At 43.1% G+C, this 17,598-nt stretch carries 17 protein-coding genes; all 17 read right to left on the reverse strand.

Annotated features, from left to right (window positions below; translation table 11 throughout):
• Positions 1–9 precede the first annotated feature (9 nt).
• Positions 10–1,800 carry a glycoside hydrolase family 3 protein gene (locus AB1F57_RS08020; RefSeq protein ID WP_367985591.1) on the reverse strand — a complete coding sequence of 597 codons (1,791 nt, stop codon included), beginning with the start codon at positions 1,798–1,800 and terminating at the stop codon, positions 10–12.
• A 48-nt stretch (positions 1,801–1,848) separates the two neighbouring features.
• Positions 1,849–2,649 carry an HAD family hydrolase gene (locus tag AB1F57_RS08025; RefSeq protein ID WP_367985592.1) on the reverse strand — a complete coding sequence of 267 codons (801 nt, stop codon included), beginning with the start codon at positions 2,647–2,649 and terminating at the stop codon, positions 1,849–1,851.
• Complete coding sequence (locus AB1F57_RS08030; RefSeq protein WP_367985593.1) at positions 2,649–3,488, reverse strand: SDR family oxidoreductase; 840 nt, start codon at positions 3,486–3,488, stop codon at positions 2,649–2,651. The genes AB1F57_RS08025 and AB1F57_RS08030 overlap by 1 nt, the downstream gene beginning before the upstream one ends.
• A 1-nt stretch (position 3,489) precedes the next feature.
• The gene (locus AB1F57_RS08035) at positions 3,490–4,590 is read right to left on the reverse strand and encodes a mannonate dehydratase (RefSeq protein ID WP_105137255.1); all 1,101 of its coding nucleotides are present in this window, start codon (positions 4,588–4,590) and stop codon (positions 3,490–3,492) included.
• Between the two features lie 13 nt (positions 4,591–4,603).
• A complete protein-coding gene (gene uxaC / locus AB1F57_RS08040) occupies positions 4,604–6,004 on the reverse strand; it encodes a glucuronate isomerase (protein ID WP_105137256.1) in 1,401 nt (466 codons plus the stop codon).
• A gap of 1 nt (position 6,005) precedes the next feature.
• Entirely contained in the window at positions 6,006–6,626 is a 621-nt protein-coding gene (locus tag AB1F57_RS08045; protein WP_105137257.1) for a bifunctional 4-hydroxy-2-oxoglutarate aldolase/2-dehydro-3-deoxy-phosphogluconate aldolase, read from the reverse strand.
• A gap of 122 nt (positions 6,627–6,748) precedes the next feature.
• Positions 6,749–7,465 carry a FadR/GntR family transcriptional regulator gene (locus AB1F57_RS08050; RefSeq protein ID WP_105137258.1) on the reverse strand — a complete coding sequence of 239 codons (717 nt, stop codon included), beginning with the start codon at positions 7,463–7,465 and terminating at the stop codon, positions 6,749–6,751.
• Between the two features lie 45 nt (positions 7,466–7,510).
• Complete coding sequence (uidA, locus tag AB1F57_RS08055; RefSeq protein ID WP_105137259.1) at positions 7,511–9,310, reverse strand: beta-glucuronidase; 1,800 nt, start codon at positions 9,308–9,310, stop codon at positions 7,511–7,513.
• Positions 9,311–9,325: 15 nt separating this feature from the next.
• Positions 9,326–10,354, reverse strand: a complete 1,029-nt coding sequence (locus tag AB1F57_RS08060) for a sugar kinase (RefSeq protein ID WP_105137260.1) — start codon at positions 10,352–10,354, stop codon at positions 9,326–9,328.
• Positions 10,355–10,410: 56 nt separating this feature from the next.
• Positions 10,411–11,964, reverse strand: a complete 1,554-nt coding sequence (locus AB1F57_RS08065; RefSeq protein WP_105137261.1) for an MFS transporter — start codon at positions 11,962–11,964, stop codon at positions 10,411–10,413.
• Positions 11,965–12,149: 185 nt separating this feature from the next.
• Positions 12,150–12,983 carry a DNA/RNA non-specific endonuclease gene (locus tag AB1F57_RS08070; RefSeq protein WP_367985594.1) on the reverse strand — a complete coding sequence of 278 codons (834 nt, stop codon included), beginning with the start codon at positions 12,981–12,983 and terminating at the stop codon, positions 12,150–12,152.
• Between the two features lie 28 nt (positions 12,984–13,011).
• Entirely contained in the window at positions 13,012–13,203 is a 192-nt protein-coding gene (locus AB1F57_RS08075) for a DNA-directed RNA polymerase subunit beta (RefSeq protein ID WP_105111683.1), read from the reverse strand.
• Complete coding sequence (murA, locus tag AB1F57_RS08080; RefSeq protein WP_105137264.1) at positions 13,196–14,479, reverse strand: UDP-N-acetylglucosamine 1-carboxyvinyltransferase; 1,284 nt, start codon at positions 14,477–14,479, stop codon at positions 13,196–13,198. Before murA ends, AB1F57_RS08075 begins: the two co-directional genes overlap by 8 nt.
• Positions 14,480–14,493: 14 nt before the next feature.
• Complete coding sequence (locus tag AB1F57_RS08085) at positions 14,494–14,724, reverse strand: DUF1146 family protein (protein ID WP_105111681.1); 231 nt, start codon at positions 14,722–14,724, stop codon at positions 14,494–14,496.
• A 62-nt stretch (positions 14,725–14,786) separates the two neighbouring features.
• A complete protein-coding gene (locus tag AB1F57_RS08090; protein ID WP_105111680.1) occupies positions 14,787–15,203 on the reverse strand; it encodes a F0F1 ATP synthase subunit epsilon in 417 nt (138 codons plus the stop codon).
• 9 nt (positions 15,204–15,212) lie between these two features.
• Positions 15,213–16,619, reverse strand: coding sequence for a F0F1 ATP synthase subunit beta (gene atpD / locus AB1F57_RS08095; protein ID WP_105111679.1), 1,407 nt, complete (start codon positions 16,617–16,619; stop codon positions 15,213–15,215).
• 99 nt (positions 16,620–16,718) lie between these two features.
• Positions 16,719–17,594 carry a F0F1 ATP synthase subunit gamma gene (locus tag AB1F57_RS08100; RefSeq protein ID WP_105137265.1) on the reverse strand — a complete coding sequence of 292 codons (876 nt, stop codon included), beginning with the start codon at positions 17,592–17,594 and terminating at the stop codon, positions 16,719–16,721.
• Positions 17,595–17,598: the final 4 nt, after the last annotated feature.

Consider the following 17,598-nt stretch of genomic DNA (forward strand, 5'->3'; position numbering starts at 1 on the left):
CTTTCCTCCTTATTTTCCGCGCCAAATACGTGTATCTAGCAAACCACAGTAGGCATTAACAGGCGATACTCCTGTAAAGGCTGACTCACCTGCAAGTTTAGCAACCAAGGCTTCTAATGTGTCAGGCAAGCCATCGTAGGCATTGATATAGGTTGCAACCTGTGGCATATCTGCAAGTGCAAATGGGTGCTGAACTGAAACGACAATGGTTGGAATTTCGTGAACATAGAAAGGCTGGTCTGGCGTTCCCTTAGCAGCTGGCCAAATAATCCGCTGAGTTGTTCCTCCTGAGTTAACATCAACTAAATTGATAATCAAATCATAGTTATCTGTGATTTCGGCAATTGGACGCTTGGAAGCATAGACATTTGCAATCGCTGCTGGTCTTTCTTCTTCTGGCAATTTGGCAATCCGTGCCTCCGTATTTTCCCAAATAGATACTTGGTGACCTCGAGCTTCTAATAGTTCTTTCAGCGTATCGGCTGCTCTCTTCTTGCCAGCATTGATCATAGCCCCAAAACCACCCTTATAACCATCCACTTCTACCAATAAAATCCGTTTGTAGCGTTCTGGATTGACGGGAAAAATTCCTTCTTGTTTGGCTTTTACCAAGGTAATCGCCTTGTCAGCTACTTCTTTTGCAAGCTGTTTCGCCTCATCTCTACCAATCAAAGCCAGTGCTTCTTCTTTTGGCAACATGATTTCCTGACGACGACCTTCAAACAAGTGAAGACCGAGTTTAGCTTTCAAGCCCAAGGTACGACGAAGGGCATCATGGAGGCGTTCCTCAGAAAGCAGACCATTTTCCAATCCTTCTTTCATCCATCGCAAATCTTCTTCTGGATCATTGAAGAAAAGGAAAAGATCACATCCTGCCTCAATAGCTGTAGGCAATAGCTCACGACGCGGCATAGAGGCTGTCATACCGATCATGTGACTGGCATCCGTTACAATGGCACCATTGTAACCTAACTCTCCACGAAGCAATTCATCCAAGAGGGTTTTATTCAGCGAAGCTGGCAGCATGTCATCCAATTCACGTTCTGGATGCATTTCTTTCTCAACATTTGGCAAATGAATGTGTCCAGCCATGATACCTGGAAGACCTGCGTCAGCCATCTCACCGTAAATCCGTCCAAATGTTTCCATCCATTCAGACTTGGTCATAGGGTTCGAAGCAAAAGAGAGATGATGGTCACGTTCATCAATACCATCACCTGGGAAATGCTTAGCAAACGGCACAATGCCATGTTCCATAATGCCTCGCATGTATTCTTTGGACAATTCAATGACTTGGTCTACATTAGCTCCCCAAGTTCGGTTTGCAATGATTGGATTGCGCCAATTACGGCTGAGGTCCATAATCGGTGCAAAGGAGGCATTGCAGCCTACCGCAGCTGCTTCAAGTCCTGCAACTTTCCCCATTTCATAAGCATAGCGGGGATCAGCTGTCGCAGCAATCTTGATCTCGTCCCCAATTTTCGTTCCGTCCGTAACAGCGCCATTTCCACCAGATTCGGTATTGGCTGCAATCAAAAGGGGAATTTTAGACTTGGTCTGCAAAATATAGTTTTGCTCCCAAATATCTGCAGCAGGTCCAGGATTGTAACGAACAGCAGCAATCTTATAATCATTTAATACTCCAGTCAGATATTCTTCTGTCCGCTGGCTCCCCATGTTGACAAAGAGGTGACCGATTTTTTCATCCAAGGTCATCTGAGCAATGGTTTCTTCAATCCAAGAAATAGCCTCTTCATCAAGGCTGTAAGGTTTCTTCCGTAAATCTACTAAATGTGTCATGTTTGCCTCCAAAAAAGCTAGAGGGCATAGCGCCTCTAGCCCTTCTCTCTAGTCGTCTAAATTATTCCAAAATGCCTGTATCAATTCTGTTTCTTTCTCATCTGTGAATGCTTGATGAGCAAATTCATCTGCAATCGTTTCTGTCAAATCCGCCCAAGATTGCATCTCTTGTCCTACTAAAATAGGATAGAAGTGGACATTATTGAGTTCCGCCGCCTTCAAATCACCAGGCGAGTCACCAATCATCATAATCTTATCAGGACAATACCCTTCCTCTATTAACAGTTTAATGGCATCTTCTTTCTTGCCACGGTCTTGACAGTACAATTCTGTAACAAAGTCCAGCAAACCTTGGTCAGTCCATTCTTCTTCTACCGCTTCCTTATTCGCTGAAGAAACTACGTAGACTTTTCCTAACTGGCTCAGTTTTTCCAAACCCTTGTGAACGCCGATAAAGGCTAAAACTGGTCCACTATACTTCTTAATGGCTTGATTGACTTGATTGGACCATTCTAAAGCTAATTCCAAGTCTTTTGACGGCTGCTCCTCTATCAATCTTTCCAGAGAAGCATTTGACAAAGAGTCTGTTGTAGCGACCCAATTTTTCAAGTTATCTATACCAGTCACACCTGCAAAATCTAGGCCTTTAACTAAGCCTACAAAACGGTTAATGCCACGTTCTCGTGAGTAGAGATTGACTCGATTCCATTCAGCTAAAAACGGTTCTTTATCTTCAACACCAAAAACTTCCGCAGCTAAGGGGCCGAAGAAAAGCTTATGTTTGTAGGTCATGGTATCCATGGCACAGCCATCAGAGTCCACACAAAATACGTATTCCGTTTTCATCATTAAACTCCTGAATAGGCTGAGAAGCCACCGTCAATCGGTAAAACAACACCGTTGACAAAACTTGCCAAATTCTCGTCTGCCAAGAAGAAGACTCCGCCGACTAGCTCTTCCGCTTCACCAAACCGCCCCATTGGTGTATTGGTCAAAATCTTGTTGGCACGTGCGGTCGGTTGACCTGACTCGTCAAATAGCAAACCACGGTTTTGGTTGGTAACCAAGAATCCAGGCGCAATCGCATTACAACGAATACCAACTTTTGAAAAATGGACTGCTAACCATTGGGTAAAATTACTAATAGCAGCCTTGGCACCTGAATAGGCTGGAATTTTTGTCAAAGGAGTAAAGGCATTCATGCTGGAAATATTGATAATATTTGCTCCCGAGCGACCGATCATATCCTGTGAAAAGACCTGTGTTGGCAATAAGGTTCCTAGATAATTCAGATTGAAAACAAAGTTAATCCCCGCCTCATCCAAGTCGAAGAAAGTTTTGGTCTCAGCTGGCAGTCCAATCTCATGGAATTCATTGTCCGTTGTCGCTTTGGGATTATTGCCACCTGCACCATTGATTAAAATATCTACAGGACCAAAATCTGCTAGGACTTGCTGGCGAACTTCTTCCAAATTTTCCTTAGAAAGAACGTTAGATTTATAGGCTTTCGCAACGCCTCCTGCTGCTGCAATCTCATCAACGAAGACCTGAGCCGCAGCTTCATTTAAGTCCAAAAGCGCAACCTTTGCGCCTGCCTTAGCAAATTCTTTTGCCAAATAGCCACAAAGAACGCCTCCAGCACCTGTAATAACAACAACCTTTTCCTTAAACTCAATAACACGTGACATATTAGTTCTCCTTATTTCCAACTGTTTTGACTGTAATTCCAAAATCTGGTGTCTTGCCTGCTGCTCGCATATTGGCTTCATAGAGACCGTTAAAGTAGGTTGCTCCAAGAGCTCGGTCATACAGACCATAACCAGGTGTCTTGGTCTGGTCTCCCCAGATACGACGACCGTGGTCTGGACGCAAGGCACCAGTCCAGTCATAGTCTACCAATAATTTAACAACAGCGTTCATGTCAATGTCACCAGCCTGTGACAGATGTGCTGTTTCTTGGAAACCCCAAGCACCTGCCGTCACATTGCGCGTATGCATAAAATTGATGCGATTGCGTTTGAGAGCATATTCCGTCATGGCAAGGACATCATTTTTCGGATCAGAAGCATAGGATCCTACACACATGGTAATTCCATTGTGCTCTGAATCATAGAGATTCAAAAATCGTTCAACGGCTTCTTGTCCAGTAATAATACGTGGCAATCCGAAAATTCCATACGGAGGGTCATCAGGGTGAATGGCCATTTTGACGCCAGCCTCCTCAGCCGTTGGTATAATCGCTTTGATGAAATACTCCAAATTCGCCCATAAATCTTCTTCGGAAATATTCTGACGATAATTTTCAATAATCGCCTTCATTTCTTCCTTGGAATAGGACGAATCCCAACCTGGTAAGTTCAAATCATCCGCCACAGGATCAACGCCTACTAAATCAGATTTAAGGAAAGCTAAAGAGGTTGAACCATCTGGAAGTGGGTGGTGCAAGTCTGAACGGGTCCAGTCAAACACAGGCATGAAATTGTAGCATACAACTGGAATACCTGCAGCCCCGACATTACGGATGGAAGTTTTGTAGTTTTCGATTAAGGCATCACGATTTGGCTTCCCTTGTTTGATGTCTTCATGGACAGGAATGGATTCAATAACAGTAATTTCAAGTCCTGCCTCTTCGACCATTTTTTTCAGCTCTAGAATGTTTTCAAGGGGCCAAGCTTGACCAACTGGTACATCGTAGACTGCCGTTACGATTCCCTGCATACCAGGGATTGCTTTAATCTCTTCCAGTGTCACAGGATCTTTTTTCCCGTACCATCGAAATGACATTTTCATGATTTACTCTCCTTTATTGTTCAAAAAATTCTTTGGCATTGTAATAGGATATGGCTTCTACGAACTGACCTAAGCGTTCATAGTCTTCAGGCACTTCCTCATCTACAATCCATTGTCCGACATAGGTCGCTAAAATCCGTCTGAAATAATCGTGCCGTTGATAGGACAGGAAGCTACGCGAATCTGTCAACATGCCAACAAAATTGGCAAGCATGCCCTGTTCTGCATAAGCATCCATCTGGTCAATCATGCCCAACTTGGTATCATTGAACCACCAACCAGCACCAAATTGCAGCTGACTACGGCGCCCTTCTTCATTAGCTTGGAAATTGGCCAAGGTATTGGCTAGGGCGATGTTATAGCTTGGATTCAGGTTATACCAAATCATTTTTGGAAGGGCATTTTCCTTGACCAAGTTATCTAACAAACGATTCAAATTCACAGTCAGGCATGTCTGGTCTCCAATCGAATCCACACCTACATCTGCTCCAAGTTTTTCAAACAGTCCGGTATGGTTGTTCCGTAAGGCACCAAAGTGAACTTGTGTCACAAAGCCATGTTTCTTGTACAATCGACACAATTCTCTAAAAATGGCAGTCTGCCATTTATTGATACTGGATTGGCCAGTCTCTTTACCTGCAAGTCTTGCTAGTAAAATATCATCAAGCTCTTCAAGGCTTGCTTCTTCGTATGAAATAGCCGTAAAACTGATGTCACTTGCCTGACAACCGTGTTGAGCAAAATAGGAAACACGCTGACCAAGTGCCTCTACAAAACTTGCAAAGTCGCTTACTGCTACCCCTGTTACCGCCTCCAAGCGTTTCATAAATGGATTGAAATTTCGATGCTCGATAAAGGCTTCATCTGGGCGGAAAGTCGGTGCCACTACAGTATCTATCGTTGAGTCCTCAGCCAAGCGCTTATGCCATTCCAAACTATCAAGAGGATGGTCAGTTGTCCCAATAAAGGTCACCCTAGCATCCGCAATCAGCTTACGTGGACTAACTAGATGTTCTTGCAAATAAGCATTGAGTTGATGATAGAGTCGCTCTGCATTTTCTTCGGTCAACAATTCCTCAACACCGAAAACCTGTCGCAATTCCAAATGACTCCAATGATAGAGAGGATTTCCGAAAGCCCGTTCCAAGGTTCTTGCCCAGGCTTTAAACTTATCTAGTTTACTTGCAGAACCTGTGATTTCTTCTTCTGAGATACCATTAGCCCGCATCAAGCGCCACTTATAATGATCACCCCCCAACCACAGATCAACAATATCTCCATAAACCTTATCTTCAAAAATTTCCTTCGGATCCAGATGACAATGGAAATCATAGATAGGAAGCTCTGCTATTTTCCTGTAAAGCTCCTTAGCCGGCTCGTTTTTTAGCATAAAGTTTTTGTCATTAAAACTCATTTCATCCCTCCAAAGCTGCAACAAAACTGCGAGCAATCGTCGTTACACTTTCATATCCTTCAGCCTGCACTCGACTTGCCAGAGCCGAACCGACTCCAACAGCACAAGCGCCTGCCTTTTTCCAATCTGCAACATTATCAACTGAAACTCCGCCAGAAGGCATCAAATCCACTTGGGGCACAGGGCCGTGAATATCCTTGATAAATCCAGGACCCAAGACACCACCAGGGAAAAGCTTGATAATAGGACATCCCGCCTGACTAGCTGTGACAATCTCTGTTGCAGTTGCACAGCCTGGGAAGTAGAATACCTCAGCCTCTTGCGCCAAGTCTTGAATTTCTTTATCAAAATGAGGACTAACCAGGAAACTAGCACCTGCATCAATGGCCGCTTGTGCCAGCTTAAGATTCATCACAGTTCCCGCCCCGATGACTACGGAAGAATCGTCTGAGAACTCTTCTTGTAATTCTTTGATAACTGTCGCTGCATTTGGAGTCGAAAATGTAATTTCAATATTTCGAATACCTCCCAAAATCGCATGGCGAGCGATTTCTTTCGCATCTTCTTCATCTTTTCCGCGAATCACTGCAAAAAAGTAATTTTCTTTTAATTGCTTTAACATCTTGACCTCCAATTAGAAAGCGTTGTCATTCATAGTTATAGTATATAATTCGTCAGATGATTTGTCAAGAAAAATGCAAAAAAATACCCAGAAAATTATTCTGGGCAGTCTATTTTGTATTTCTATTTATGATCATTGAGACCATGCATGGTCATATCTTTACCAAACCACTCACTTAATACAACCTGTCTTACTGCTATAATATGCGCTAACATGCTATCATATGCTGCAACAGGATGGCGTTGTTTGATAGCCATTAAGATATTCCTATGTGCCTGTAGACTATCCGATTTCATCTGACGATTTGAATAATTTTCATTGATTAGATGAATAGATTGATTAATGACAGGCATGAGACTTGTCATAGCCAGATTCCCACTCATCTCAGCTAACATACAGTGGAATTGTACATCCAATTCTAGATGCTTCGAATCTCCAGCAGCTACCGCCTCTTCAATAGCAAGGACAATTTCTTCTAGTCGAGCAATATCTTCATCTGAAGCAAACTGTGCAACACGCTCCGCAATTCTCGGTTCAAGCAAATACCGCACTTCAAACAAATCTGTCGTCAACTTCACACGGTCTCTGACCAAAGAGAAACCTAAAGGATCCTCAGATACTCCTTTTTTGGAACTGATGTAAGTTCCCGACCCTTGGCGCACCTCCAGAATATTTCGAGTAGCCAAACTTCGAACAGCTTCACGAACAGTCGAACGTCCAACTTCTAAATCTTGGGCCAATTCATACTCATTTGGAAGCTTATCACCAACTTCATATCCTCTTTCCAAAATCAATTCCAATAAGCGTTCCGATGCTTTTTCTACCAAGGGTTTCGCCATGTGCTTGGTCCTCCATTACAACTTTCTATTTGCTACTATTATAGCTCATTTCCTCTTATAATGGTAGTTTGGAATGGCAGTCCAACGTTTCTTGATTTCTCTTACAATTTGTTTGGGTTGTCTATTTCTTGAGAATAATCCTTTATGGTTTCCTTGAATACGAATGAGTCCAACCGTGGTTTCAAAATCCGCAAAATTCCAGACTTGTTCACCAACTAAATTAGGAATTGAATCAAAGACTCTATGGTTCATATCGTAGTAATCCACCTGAAATTCCTCTGTATAAGGAATATCCCACATCGAATGCAAACCCGGAAGAGTGTCTGCACCATATTCCGTAATCAAAATCGGCTTGTCTGGATATAGCTCCTGCCAAGTCTCTAATTCCTTACGAAGTCCCTTCTCCGCAGCCTTCAAGTCACCATGAGCAACATACCAACCATAGTAACGATTGAGACAGACAACATCAACCAAATCCATAACCTCATCCTTATCAGGCGTTGCTGTCATAATATTGACCAAGGTCACAGGACGCTTAGACGGATCCCTATCCCTCATGCGCTGAATCAGAGGTTCAAAGTAAGCACGTGCTCCCTTTTCATGCCCTGCCGGCTCATTGGCAACGACCCACATCACTACAGAAGGATGATTCTTATCACGCGCTATCAATTCATCAATCACCAGCTCATGAGCCTCCTTGGTTTGCATAACTTCCCATGTGCTTTTTACCTCTTCAGAATCACCTGTCAAATTCAAGGCTGCATTGAAAAGCTGGAACAGGCCAACTGCTGGCACTTCATCAAGGACGACAATTCCCAAACGATCTGCCAGTCGCATCATTTCCTCAGAATAGGGATAATGAGATGTCCTAAAGGAATTTGCTCCAATATCTTTAAGCAAATTCAAATCCATCAGATTGGCTGCTTCATTGAAACCACGACCATTAATAAAGGTATCTTCATGTTTACCAAATCCCTTGAAATAGAAAGGTTTTCCATTGATGAAAAATTGCCCATTTTCAACTGCTACACTACGAATACCAAATTGTTCTGAGTAGGTATCTAACAAGTTTTCTCCGTCAAATAATTCAACTTTAGCAGTATAGAGATAGGCATCCAAGACCTCCCAAAGGCGTGGATGTTCAATGACCATTTGTCCATTTTCAAGAACCCCCACTTCCTGTCCCTCTTGATCTAAAATATGAATACAAATTGAATCATAGTAACCAACTGCCTTCACATCAACATTTACTACCGCCTGAGTCAAATCTTGATTTAGCTCTGTCCGAATAACAATATCTTCAATCCTATTTTTTGGACGTTTATAGAGATGAACCGTCCGCTGGATACCAGCATAGTTGAAAAAGTCAAAATTTTCCTTAACAGTCTTTACAATTTGGCCATTCTCATCCACTTCTTCACTATAATTCCCTACTGGGAGGGTTGTATAATTTAGTTCATTATTGGCACAAACCGTCAAACGGAATTGGTCAGCATCGTATAAGTTTGATGGAATCAAGCATTCAAAAGGTGTGAAACCACCCTTGTGCTCCCCAATTAGCTGACCATCTGCATAGACTTTGGCCTGATGTGTCACCGAACCAAAGCGTACAACCAACTCTTCATCATCAGCTACTACCGGAAGAGCTACCATCAGTTCATACCAATTATCTCCGACAAAACGACGCTTTTCCTTATCGACAACAAGATCATTAAAAGAACTTGGTACAACCATTACATCATCTGTATCTAACAGAGTATGAGCATCATTTTGTCCTTGCTTAAATTTCCATATTCCATTTAAAGAATAAACTGAACGTGTTTTTGTTTGAATTGGATATAACATACTTCTTCCTTCTTTCTATCGTTTTATTTCACTTGACCCTTTTTTCAATAACAAATCAATATCAGATTGACTGATGATATTGACGTCCCCTTCAATGGTATGTTTGAATTGAAAACTAGCCATCCCCAAGTCGAGTATTTCCCGTGGAGATTTTTCCTGCAAATGACCCAAAATAATTCCTGCTGTAAAGGCATCGCCTGTCCCAACACGGTCCAAAACTTGAATGGATTCTTTTTCCGTTTCATAAAGAATACCACCTTGATACAAGTATGCCTTCAGCAAATATTCATTATTGTAGGTCATTTCCCTCTGGGTAAAAGCAAGCCCCTGCAAAGAATAAGTCTCCGCCAGACCTTTAACCACCGCCAACAAGACTTCTTTATTTTCATAAGGGCGCTTCAACCCCAATTCATCCTTCAGATCTTTTCCAGATTCATCTAAAAGTTGAATAGGCTCTAGGCCAAAGCAGATATCTGCCAATTGCACAAAGGGAGATAGTTTTTCCCTTGCTTCTTCAAAAGAAGACCACAAACTTTCGCGATAATTCAAGTCAAAGGAAACCTTGACACCCTGCGCCTTTGCTATCTCCATTAAGCGAAAAGCTAGGCGATAAATATCTGGATTCAAAGCGATCGTTATACCACTGACATGAAACCAATCGACACCGTCAAACATACCTTCCAAATCATAATCTTCTTCCTTGGATAAGCTGAAAGCAGAATAATCACGGTCGTAGGTCACCTGGCTAGGTCTAAGAGAGAAGCCCTTTTGATAATAATAAAGCCCCAGCCTTCCCTCTTTTCGAATCAGATGCTTCTGTCCAATCTGCCGTGCAAAGAGAAAGTGTTCTGCCATTTTTCCCACTTCATTCTTAGGCAGTGCCGTCACCAACTCAACTGAATGCCCCAGCTGAGCCAAGCTGGCTAAAACATTCAACTCTGAGCCACCAAATTGACATTCTAAACTAGATGCCTGTGTCAAAGTTTGATACTGCGGAGGAGATAGCCGCAATAAAACTTCCCCAAAAGCCAAAATTTTCTTCATACTGCCTCCTAGATGAAAGACCCAGCTGGACTCCTCCAACTAGGTCAGCTATTGTATTATTTATCGTCGTATTGATCAACCTTATATTGAGTAACATCTACATAATCCATATCAGATAATGGAACATTTTTCGCGATTGCACGCACACGTTCCTCATCTTTTGCCGCTTTCATAACATGGATTTTCTCTTGAATACGAGCCATTTCTTCACGATCAAGTTTGTAGAATTTCATCAAGAACAAGGATAGACTCAAAACCACTACAGGAATCACTGTCAATAGGACAATCAGTGCCATTCTCAAATCTGTTGAGAATGCTGTTTCAACGGTTGGGTACTCTTTGCCAAAACCAATCGCTGCTAATACAAATCCAACAACCATTGGGGCAAATGAAGAAGCAATTGAGTCTGTCAATGAGAAGATAGTCCCAATCATACCTGACAAGTAACGACCAGATACTGAAGTTTCATAGTCTGTAATATCCGCACCCATAGTCAATACCAAACCAGATGGAGCACTAGATGCGTAGCGAGCAATGATATAAACAACAAAGAAGCCGATTGTGTAGAGATTCCAATTTGTCAAATCCAACATACCTGGTTTAGCTGAAAGGAGCATCGCTGCCAAAGTCACAAGACCAGCAATCCCAAGTTGAAGCGCTGTAATATAGGCAAAGCGTAAACCTTTACGACGAGCCAATTGCGCAGCACCAACTGTTACAAGAATACCTGGCAAAATCAACAGCATAGACATTTTTCCAGAAAGAGCATAGTCACCGAAGATAATACCATACAGCATAACCCCGATAACGGAATCTCCAAACAGTTGAGCAACAAATTTTACAAAGGCTGCAGAAATTGAAAGAACCTGCAAAGGTTTGTTTCCTTTGATGACTTTCCAGTAATCCTTCAACTTCGTTTCTTGTGTCTTCTCACCAAGACCAAAATATTTCTTATTGTCTTTTTCCCAAATACCGATAATAGCAAGAATACCAAGAACAGCTGAAATAATGACTACACCAAGGAACAACTCTTGGAAGAATCCCGGGGTAAACCCACCATGTTTTGGAACCAAGGTTCCTGACACGACTACTTGGCTACCAGTCATCAACACAGTTGTGGCGATACCATCAACAATGTTAAAAATCGGACGTTGTTTTGGATCATTGGTAAGCGCAACTTGCCCTGCTTTAGTAATCGTTTGTTGCAACGAATAACCAATTTTATGAATAATTAAAACAACTAGGAACAATGGTAGACGCAAATTTTCGCTAATTCCACTTAAGCCTAACATCATAAAGAGCGAGGAAGCTGTGATAATATTCCCTAAAACCAAAATAGGACGATATTTACCAAACTTTGTATCCGTTTTATCAATGATAACTCCGATTGTAGGATCGATGAAACCATCAAAGATACGAATATAGCCCATCAGCTGACTAACAAACAGGGCTGCTAAACCAAGTACCCCTGTCGATAAATAAGTCACAAAAGTGAAGGCAACTAAGTAGATATTGGTCGACGAATTATTCATTGCAAACAATATAATCTGCCATAATTTAGCCTTGTTATAAGTAACGTCTTCGACACGTTGCTCAACATGTTTTTCCATCGGAAAGTCCTCCTAAATTTTTCTACGACAAAGTCGTAAGCGTTTTCTATAATTATATTCTAATATTCATCAGATGATTTGTCAACTATTTTTGCAAATATTTTAAATTTATTGCAAAAAAAGACGATTCTCTACGAAAATCGTCTGATATATTTGATTTATCAAGAAGGAATTCATCTGATTATTTACTCATTCACCGTGATCTCACCACTATGGTAGTTGATACTGAGTCCGCTCTGGACATTTGGCACAAAGACGTTGAATTCCAGGCTACCGTCTGACGATTTAGCCTCCAGGTGACTTCCTAGAGCAAGCAGGTCATCATCATCCGCATAGATCAGTGTGACACGGTAGCGGACACGTTTGTTCTTGTCCAAGGCCCTGCGGACTTTTGTTTCATAGTAGTTTTGCCCAGTAGAATAATCCTCATAGGCCTGATTGGACCAGGCCGTTTGAGTGGCAATATTCTTGGGATTGCTGGTTGAGGCGTCAAATCCGTCTAAGCCACCAATCAAGGCATAACCCAGCAAGTGCCCACGGTCCACCGCATGGTCGTATTCTCCTGGCAAATCATGAACCTGATGCCAACCAGCCGGCGTCCAGGAGGTTCGCCCTTGGCCTATCTGATCACGGTCCTTGTACTGACGCGTAGATTTAGCCATGAGGGCATTAGCGATAGTTGGAATCTCCTCGCCCTGCACCCGCTTGGTCTTATTATCCGCATAAGGCATACTGGAAACTGACGCATCCAAGTTGGTTTTATTATTATTGATAATGAAGGCACCGGCCCCATTCCATTGGATAGAGCCACCCAGTTGTTTCTTGGCCTCATCCGTTAATACACTGGACGCCAACTCCTTGTCGGGTGTTGATTGACTTGCACTGGACTGATTGACATAGTAGGACAAATCCTGACTTGTAGATGACGGCTGATTAAAAAAGTAACCTCCACCGACCACCAAAATAGTCACCAGCAGGCTCAGCAAACTAGTCGACAGTTTTTTCGTTTTATTATTCATCATTTCTCCAAAAAGAAAGTAGGCTACCCTACTTCCCTGTAAATTTATTAATCAATTCCTGCCATTTTTCAGGCGACAGGACAGACCAAATATTGTCACCGTCACCAATGACGCCATAGCCAATCATCAAACCCACTGCAAACAGAAGGAACATGGCCAAGATGACCAGCAAGACAATCAATAATTGTTTTTTGATATACCCAAACTGTTCTTTATCCATTTTCTACTTCTCCACTCACGCGCTCAATATCCGCTCCCAATCTAGCTAATTTCTCATGGAAACGATAGTACCCCCTGTCCAGATGACTGAGACGGCCAACAATAGTTTCACCTTCAGCAACAAGTCCAGCTAGAATCAGAGCAGCACTGGCCCGCAAATCAGTCGACATAACTTCAGCACCTTGAATTGGCTGACCACCAGTGATAATCGCTGTATCCCGCAAGATTTCTGAAACAACGTCCATCCGGCGCATTTCTTCCAGGTGCTGGAAACGATTTTCAAAAACAGTCTCAATCATGGTTGACTCACCTTTGGCAACGGCCATCAAAGCCGTAAATTGAGCCTGCATGTCCGTAGGAAATCCTGGATGTGGCATGGTTTTGACTGTCACAGGCTTGAGTTGTTCAACCTGCGAACGCACACGAATACCTGCATCCTCTTCTGTCACTTCCACACCCATTTCAAGCATTTTAGAAATAAGTGGACGATTGTGCTCCCAGACGGCGTCTTTGACCAGGACATCACCACCAGTCATGGCAGCAGCCACCATAAAGGTACCTGCCTCAATACGGTCCTGAACAACAGGATGCTCTGCACCAGTCAATTCCTCCACTCCGTGAATGGTCACCGTTTCCGTACCAGCTCCCTTAACCTTAGCCCCCATCTTATTGAGGAAGTTAGCCAAGTCAACGATTTCTGGCTCCCGCGCAGCATTTTCCAAAACAGTCGTTCCATTGGCTAGAGTAGCAGCCATCATCAGGTTTTGAGTAGCGCCGACACTTGGGAAATCAAGGTAAATCATCGTCCCCTGCAAACGCTCAGCTGTAGCCTCGATATAACCAGCCCGTTGCTTGATTTTTGCGCCCATGGCCTGCAAACCCTTGAGATGCAAGTCAATCGGCCGGCTACCAATGGTGCAGCCACCAGGCATAGACACCTTGGCATAGCCATTTCGCGCTAATATTGGGCCCAAAATAACAATCGAAGCCCGCATCTGACTGACGTACTTGTAAGGGGTTTCTGAGCTCAACTTACCGGTCGCATCAATATCGACCGTCTTAGTCTCCTCATCAAACTTAACACGAACACCGAGACCACGAACCACATTATTCATGGTATAAACATCAGACAAAATCGGCACCTGGGTAAAACGAGATTGACCATTTTTTGCTAAAACAGTAGCCGCCAAGAGTGGCAAGACTGCATTTTTAGCCCCTTCGATTTCAACCTGACCTTTGAGAGCAGCTTTCTGACCTCGAACAATAATCTTATCCATGAAATTCCTCTACTTTATGCAAAATTCGTACTGAAAGACCGACCTATGATCACTAACTCCAGGAAGAAGGTCGATACCAGGTAGCCCAGGGCAATTGCAAGAAATAAAATCAGCAAGTTAATTTTTGGCTGATTGTCTCCTGTCACCTTGAGCCAACGTGCCCAATCAACGGTTGTCACCAGAAGATGATGGGCCAAATAGATAAAAAGTATATGACTTAATAATTGTAAAATTGATGTCACCATGTTTCCATTATACCACGAAAAAAGGAAAGAGACCGAACTTAAGTCCAGTCTCCTAGTTATTATTAGTGTTTCCCTACACGGATACGGTTGATAGCCCGTTGGAGGGCAACGGTCGCCCGTTTCTCCAAGTCAGCATTTTGGGTCGTCTGCGCTTCTTGCAATTCACGCTCGGCTCGCAATTTAGCCCGTTCAGCCCGACTAATATCAATGTCCCGCTCCCGCTCAGCAGAATCCGAAACGACCGTAATCTGGTTTTTATTTACCTCGATAATACCACCGTTGACAGCAATCCAGTCAACGTGGTTTTCATCGTCAATACGACGAACCTTGATTTCATCAATTTCCAGTACAGCAATCAGTTCTTCGTGGCCAGGGTAGATACCCATTTCGCCTTCAGGAGTTTTTACCAGAATAAAAGCAGCATGGTGGTCATACTTGATACCATCAGGTGTCACGATTTGAACAGTCATTTGTTCCATAAGCCACCTCTAAAATCTCATTTTAGCAGCCTTGGCAACGACATCTTCAATGGAACCAACATTTCGGAAGGCATCTTCTGGCAAATGGTCATGTTTACCATCCAAGATTTCCTTGAAGCCCTTGACAGTCTCCTCAACCGGTACATAAGAACCTGGCATACCAGTAAACTGCTCGGCAACGTTGAAGTTTTGTGATAGGAAGAATTGGATACGACGAGCGCGACCAACCAAGGTCTTCTCCTCATCTGACAATTCATCCATACCGAGAATGGCAATGATATCTTGCAATTCCTGGTAGCGTTGTAGGACACGTTTGACTTCCATTGCTACCTGATAGTGCTCTTCTCCTACAACTTCAGGAGCCAGGGCACGAGATGACGATGCCAACGGATCAACGGCTGGATAGATACCCAATTGGGTCAATTTACGCTCCAAGTTAGTTGTCGAATCCAAGTGGGCAAAGGCTGTTGCTGGAGCCGGATCCGTATAGTCATCAGCTGGTACGTAAATCGCCTGGATAGAAGTAACCGAACCTTTCTTCGTTGACGTAATCCGTTCCTGCAATTGACCCATTTCTGTCGCCAAAGTTGGTTGGTAACCAACGGCAGACGGCATCCGACCGAGAAGGGCCGAAACTTCTGAACCGGCCTGCGTGAAACGGAAAATGTTGTCGATGAACAAGAGAACATCCTGACCTTCAACATCACGGAAGTATTCCGCAATGGTCAAACCAGTCAGAGCGACACGCATCCGCGCACCAGGTGGCTCATTCATCTGACCAAAGACCATGGCTGTTTTTTCAATAACGCCAGACTCTTTCATTTCCCAGTAAAGGTCATTTCCCTCACGGGTCCGTTCGCCAACTCCGGTAAATACAGAGATACCACCGTGTTCCTGGGCGATGTTGTGAATCAATTCTTGGATAAGAACTGTCTTACCAACCCCGGCACCACCGAAGAGACCGACCTTACCACCTTTCAAATAAGGGGCCAAGAGGTCAATAACCTTGATACCTGTCTCCAAGATTTCATTGGAAGTAGACAATTCATCAAAGGTTGGTGCCTTCTTATGAATCGGTTCACGTTCTGCATCTTCTGCAAAAGGCTCATCTAAATCAATGGTATCACCAAGAACGTTGAAAACACGACCCAAGGTTTCCTTACCAACTGGCACAGAAATGGGACGACCGGTGTCCAAGACTTCCATACCACGAGTCAAACCATCTGTCGACTCCATAGCGATAGTCCGAACAACACCATCGCCCAACTCCAAAGCAACTTCAAGCACAACTTTCTGTTTGGAGTCATCATTTTTATATACAACCAGTGCGTTGTTAATCTCAGGTAGTTTGTCCTCAGCTGCAAACGCAACGTCTACAACGGGTCCGACAACCTGAGTAATTTTGCCTGAACTCATCTTATTTCCTCTATTTCTAATCTTTACCCAAATCAATCAAACTCAAACTAGGTTCCTATCTAGTCGTCTACTGAAATTTGATTTGTCCGAGTAAAACTACTAAAGGGCTGATGCGCCTGCTACAATCTCTGTAATTTCTTGCGTGATTGCAGCCTGACGAGCCCTGTTGTATTGAATGGTCAAATCATTGATGACATTTTTTGCATTGTCTGTCGCAGTTTGCATAGCTGTCATACCAGCCGCATTCTCAGCCGTCTTAGCATCCAAAATAGCACCATAAATGGTTGATTCTGCATACTGGGTCAAGAGCTGTTCCAAAATCACTTCACGATTTGGCTCTAACTCAAAGGTAGCTGTGTAGCCATCTGTTTCATGATAGTCCAAATCTTCTACTGGCAACATCTGCTGCACACGAACCTGACTGGTCAAGCTATTGACATGGTGGTTGTAACAAACATACAATTCATCAAACAGTTCATTTTTGTACATTTCAACAGACTTGGAAATGATTTTTTGAACTTCTTCAAAGCTAGGATTATCAGCAATTCCCCGCAATTCAAAGACAGGATTGATACCACGCGCACGGAAAAAATCCGCACCCATACTGCCGATAGCAATAATGGCATACTCATCCGGTGAGTCATGGTCTTGATCAATCATGCCCATAACAGCCTTCAGGATACTAGAATTATAAGATCCTTTGAGGCCACTATCGGATGTAATGACGATATAGCCTGATTTTTGAATCGGACGGCGGAGCAACATAGGGTGGCTAGTATCAGATGCAACCAATTCACCATGCAACAAGTCCGTTGTAATCTGACGAACCTTGCTAGCGTAAATCTGGAAGGATTGGGCTAGTTGCTCTGACTTAGCTAATTTTGAGGCCGAAACCATCTGCATGGCACCTGTGATTTGACTGGTTTTCTTAGTTGATGTAATTTTTGTCTTGATTTCATTGAGAGAACCTGCCATATTT

Origin of the sequence: Streptococcus nasisuis (assembly GCF_040836615.1) — a bacterium.
GTDB classification, from domain to species: Bacteria; Bacillota; Bacilli; order Lactobacillales; family Streptococcaceae; genus Streptococcus; species Streptococcus suis_V.

Excerpts from the sequence above, each read along its gene's own strand:
- AB1F57_RS08090 (WP_105111680.1), bottom strand. The coding sequence starts at position 15,203 with ATGGAACAAATGACTGTTCAAATCGTGACACCTGATGGTATCAAGTAT.
- AB1F57_RS08100 (WP_105137265.1), bottom strand. The coding sequence starts at position 17,594 with ATGGCAGGTTCTCTCAATGAAATCAAGACAAAAATTACATCAACTAAG.
- AB1F57_RS08085 (WP_105111681.1), bottom strand. The coding sequence starts at position 14,724 with ATGGTGACATCAATTTTACAATTATTAAGTCATATACTTTTTATCTAT.
- AB1F57_RS08030 (WP_367985593.1), bottom strand. The coding sequence starts at position 3,488 with ATGTCACGTGTTATTGAGTTTAAGGAAAAGGTTGTTGTTATTACAGGT.
- AB1F57_RS08075 (WP_105111683.1), bottom strand. The coding sequence starts at position 13,203 with ATGGATAAAGAACAGTTTGGGTATATCAAAAAACAATTATTGATTGTC.
- AB1F57_RS08070 (WP_367985594.1), bottom strand. The coding sequence starts at position 12,983 with ATGAATAATAAAACGAAAAAACTGTCGACTAGTTTGCTGAGCCTGCTG.
- atpD (WP_105111679.1), bottom strand. The coding sequence starts at position 16,619 with ATGAGTTCAGGCAAAATTACTCAGGTTGTCGGACCCGTTGTAGACGTT.
- murA (WP_105137264.1), bottom strand. The coding sequence starts at position 14,479 with ATGGATAAGATTATTGTTCGAGGTCAGAAAGCTGCTCTCAAAGGTCAG.
- uidA (WP_105137259.1), bottom strand. The coding sequence starts at position 9,310 with ATGTTATATCCAATTCAAACAAAAACACGTTCAGTTTATTCTTTAAAT.
- AB1F57_RS08050 (WP_105137258.1), bottom strand. The coding sequence starts at position 7,465 with ATGGCGAAACCCTTGGTAGAAAAAGCATCGGAACGCTTATTGGAATTG.
- AB1F57_RS08035 (WP_105137255.1), bottom strand. The coding sequence starts at position 4,590 with ATGAAAATGTCATTTCGATGGTACGGGAAAAAAGATCCTGTGACACTG.
- AB1F57_RS08060 (WP_105137260.1), bottom strand. The coding sequence starts at position 10,354 with ATGAAGAAAATTTTGGCTTTTGGGGAAGTTTTATTGCGGCTATCTCCT.
- AB1F57_RS08065 (WP_105137261.1), bottom strand. The coding sequence starts at position 11,964 with ATGGAAAAACATGTTGAGCAACGTGTCGAAGACGTTACTTATAACAAG.
- uxaC (WP_105137256.1), bottom strand. The coding sequence starts at position 6,004 with ATGAGTTTTAATGACAAAAACTTTATGCTAAAAAACGAGCCGGCTAAG.
- AB1F57_RS08045 (WP_105137257.1), bottom strand. The coding sequence starts at position 6,626 with ATGTTAAAGCAATTAAAAGAAAATTACTTTTTTGCAGTGATTCGCGGA.
- AB1F57_RS08020 (WP_367985591.1), bottom strand. The coding sequence starts at position 1,800 with ATGACACATTTAGTAGATTTACGGAAGAAACCTTACAGCCTTGATGAA.
- AB1F57_RS08025 (WP_367985592.1), bottom strand. The coding sequence starts at position 2,649 with ATGATGAAAACGGAATACGTATTTTGTGTGGACTCTGATGGCTGTGCC.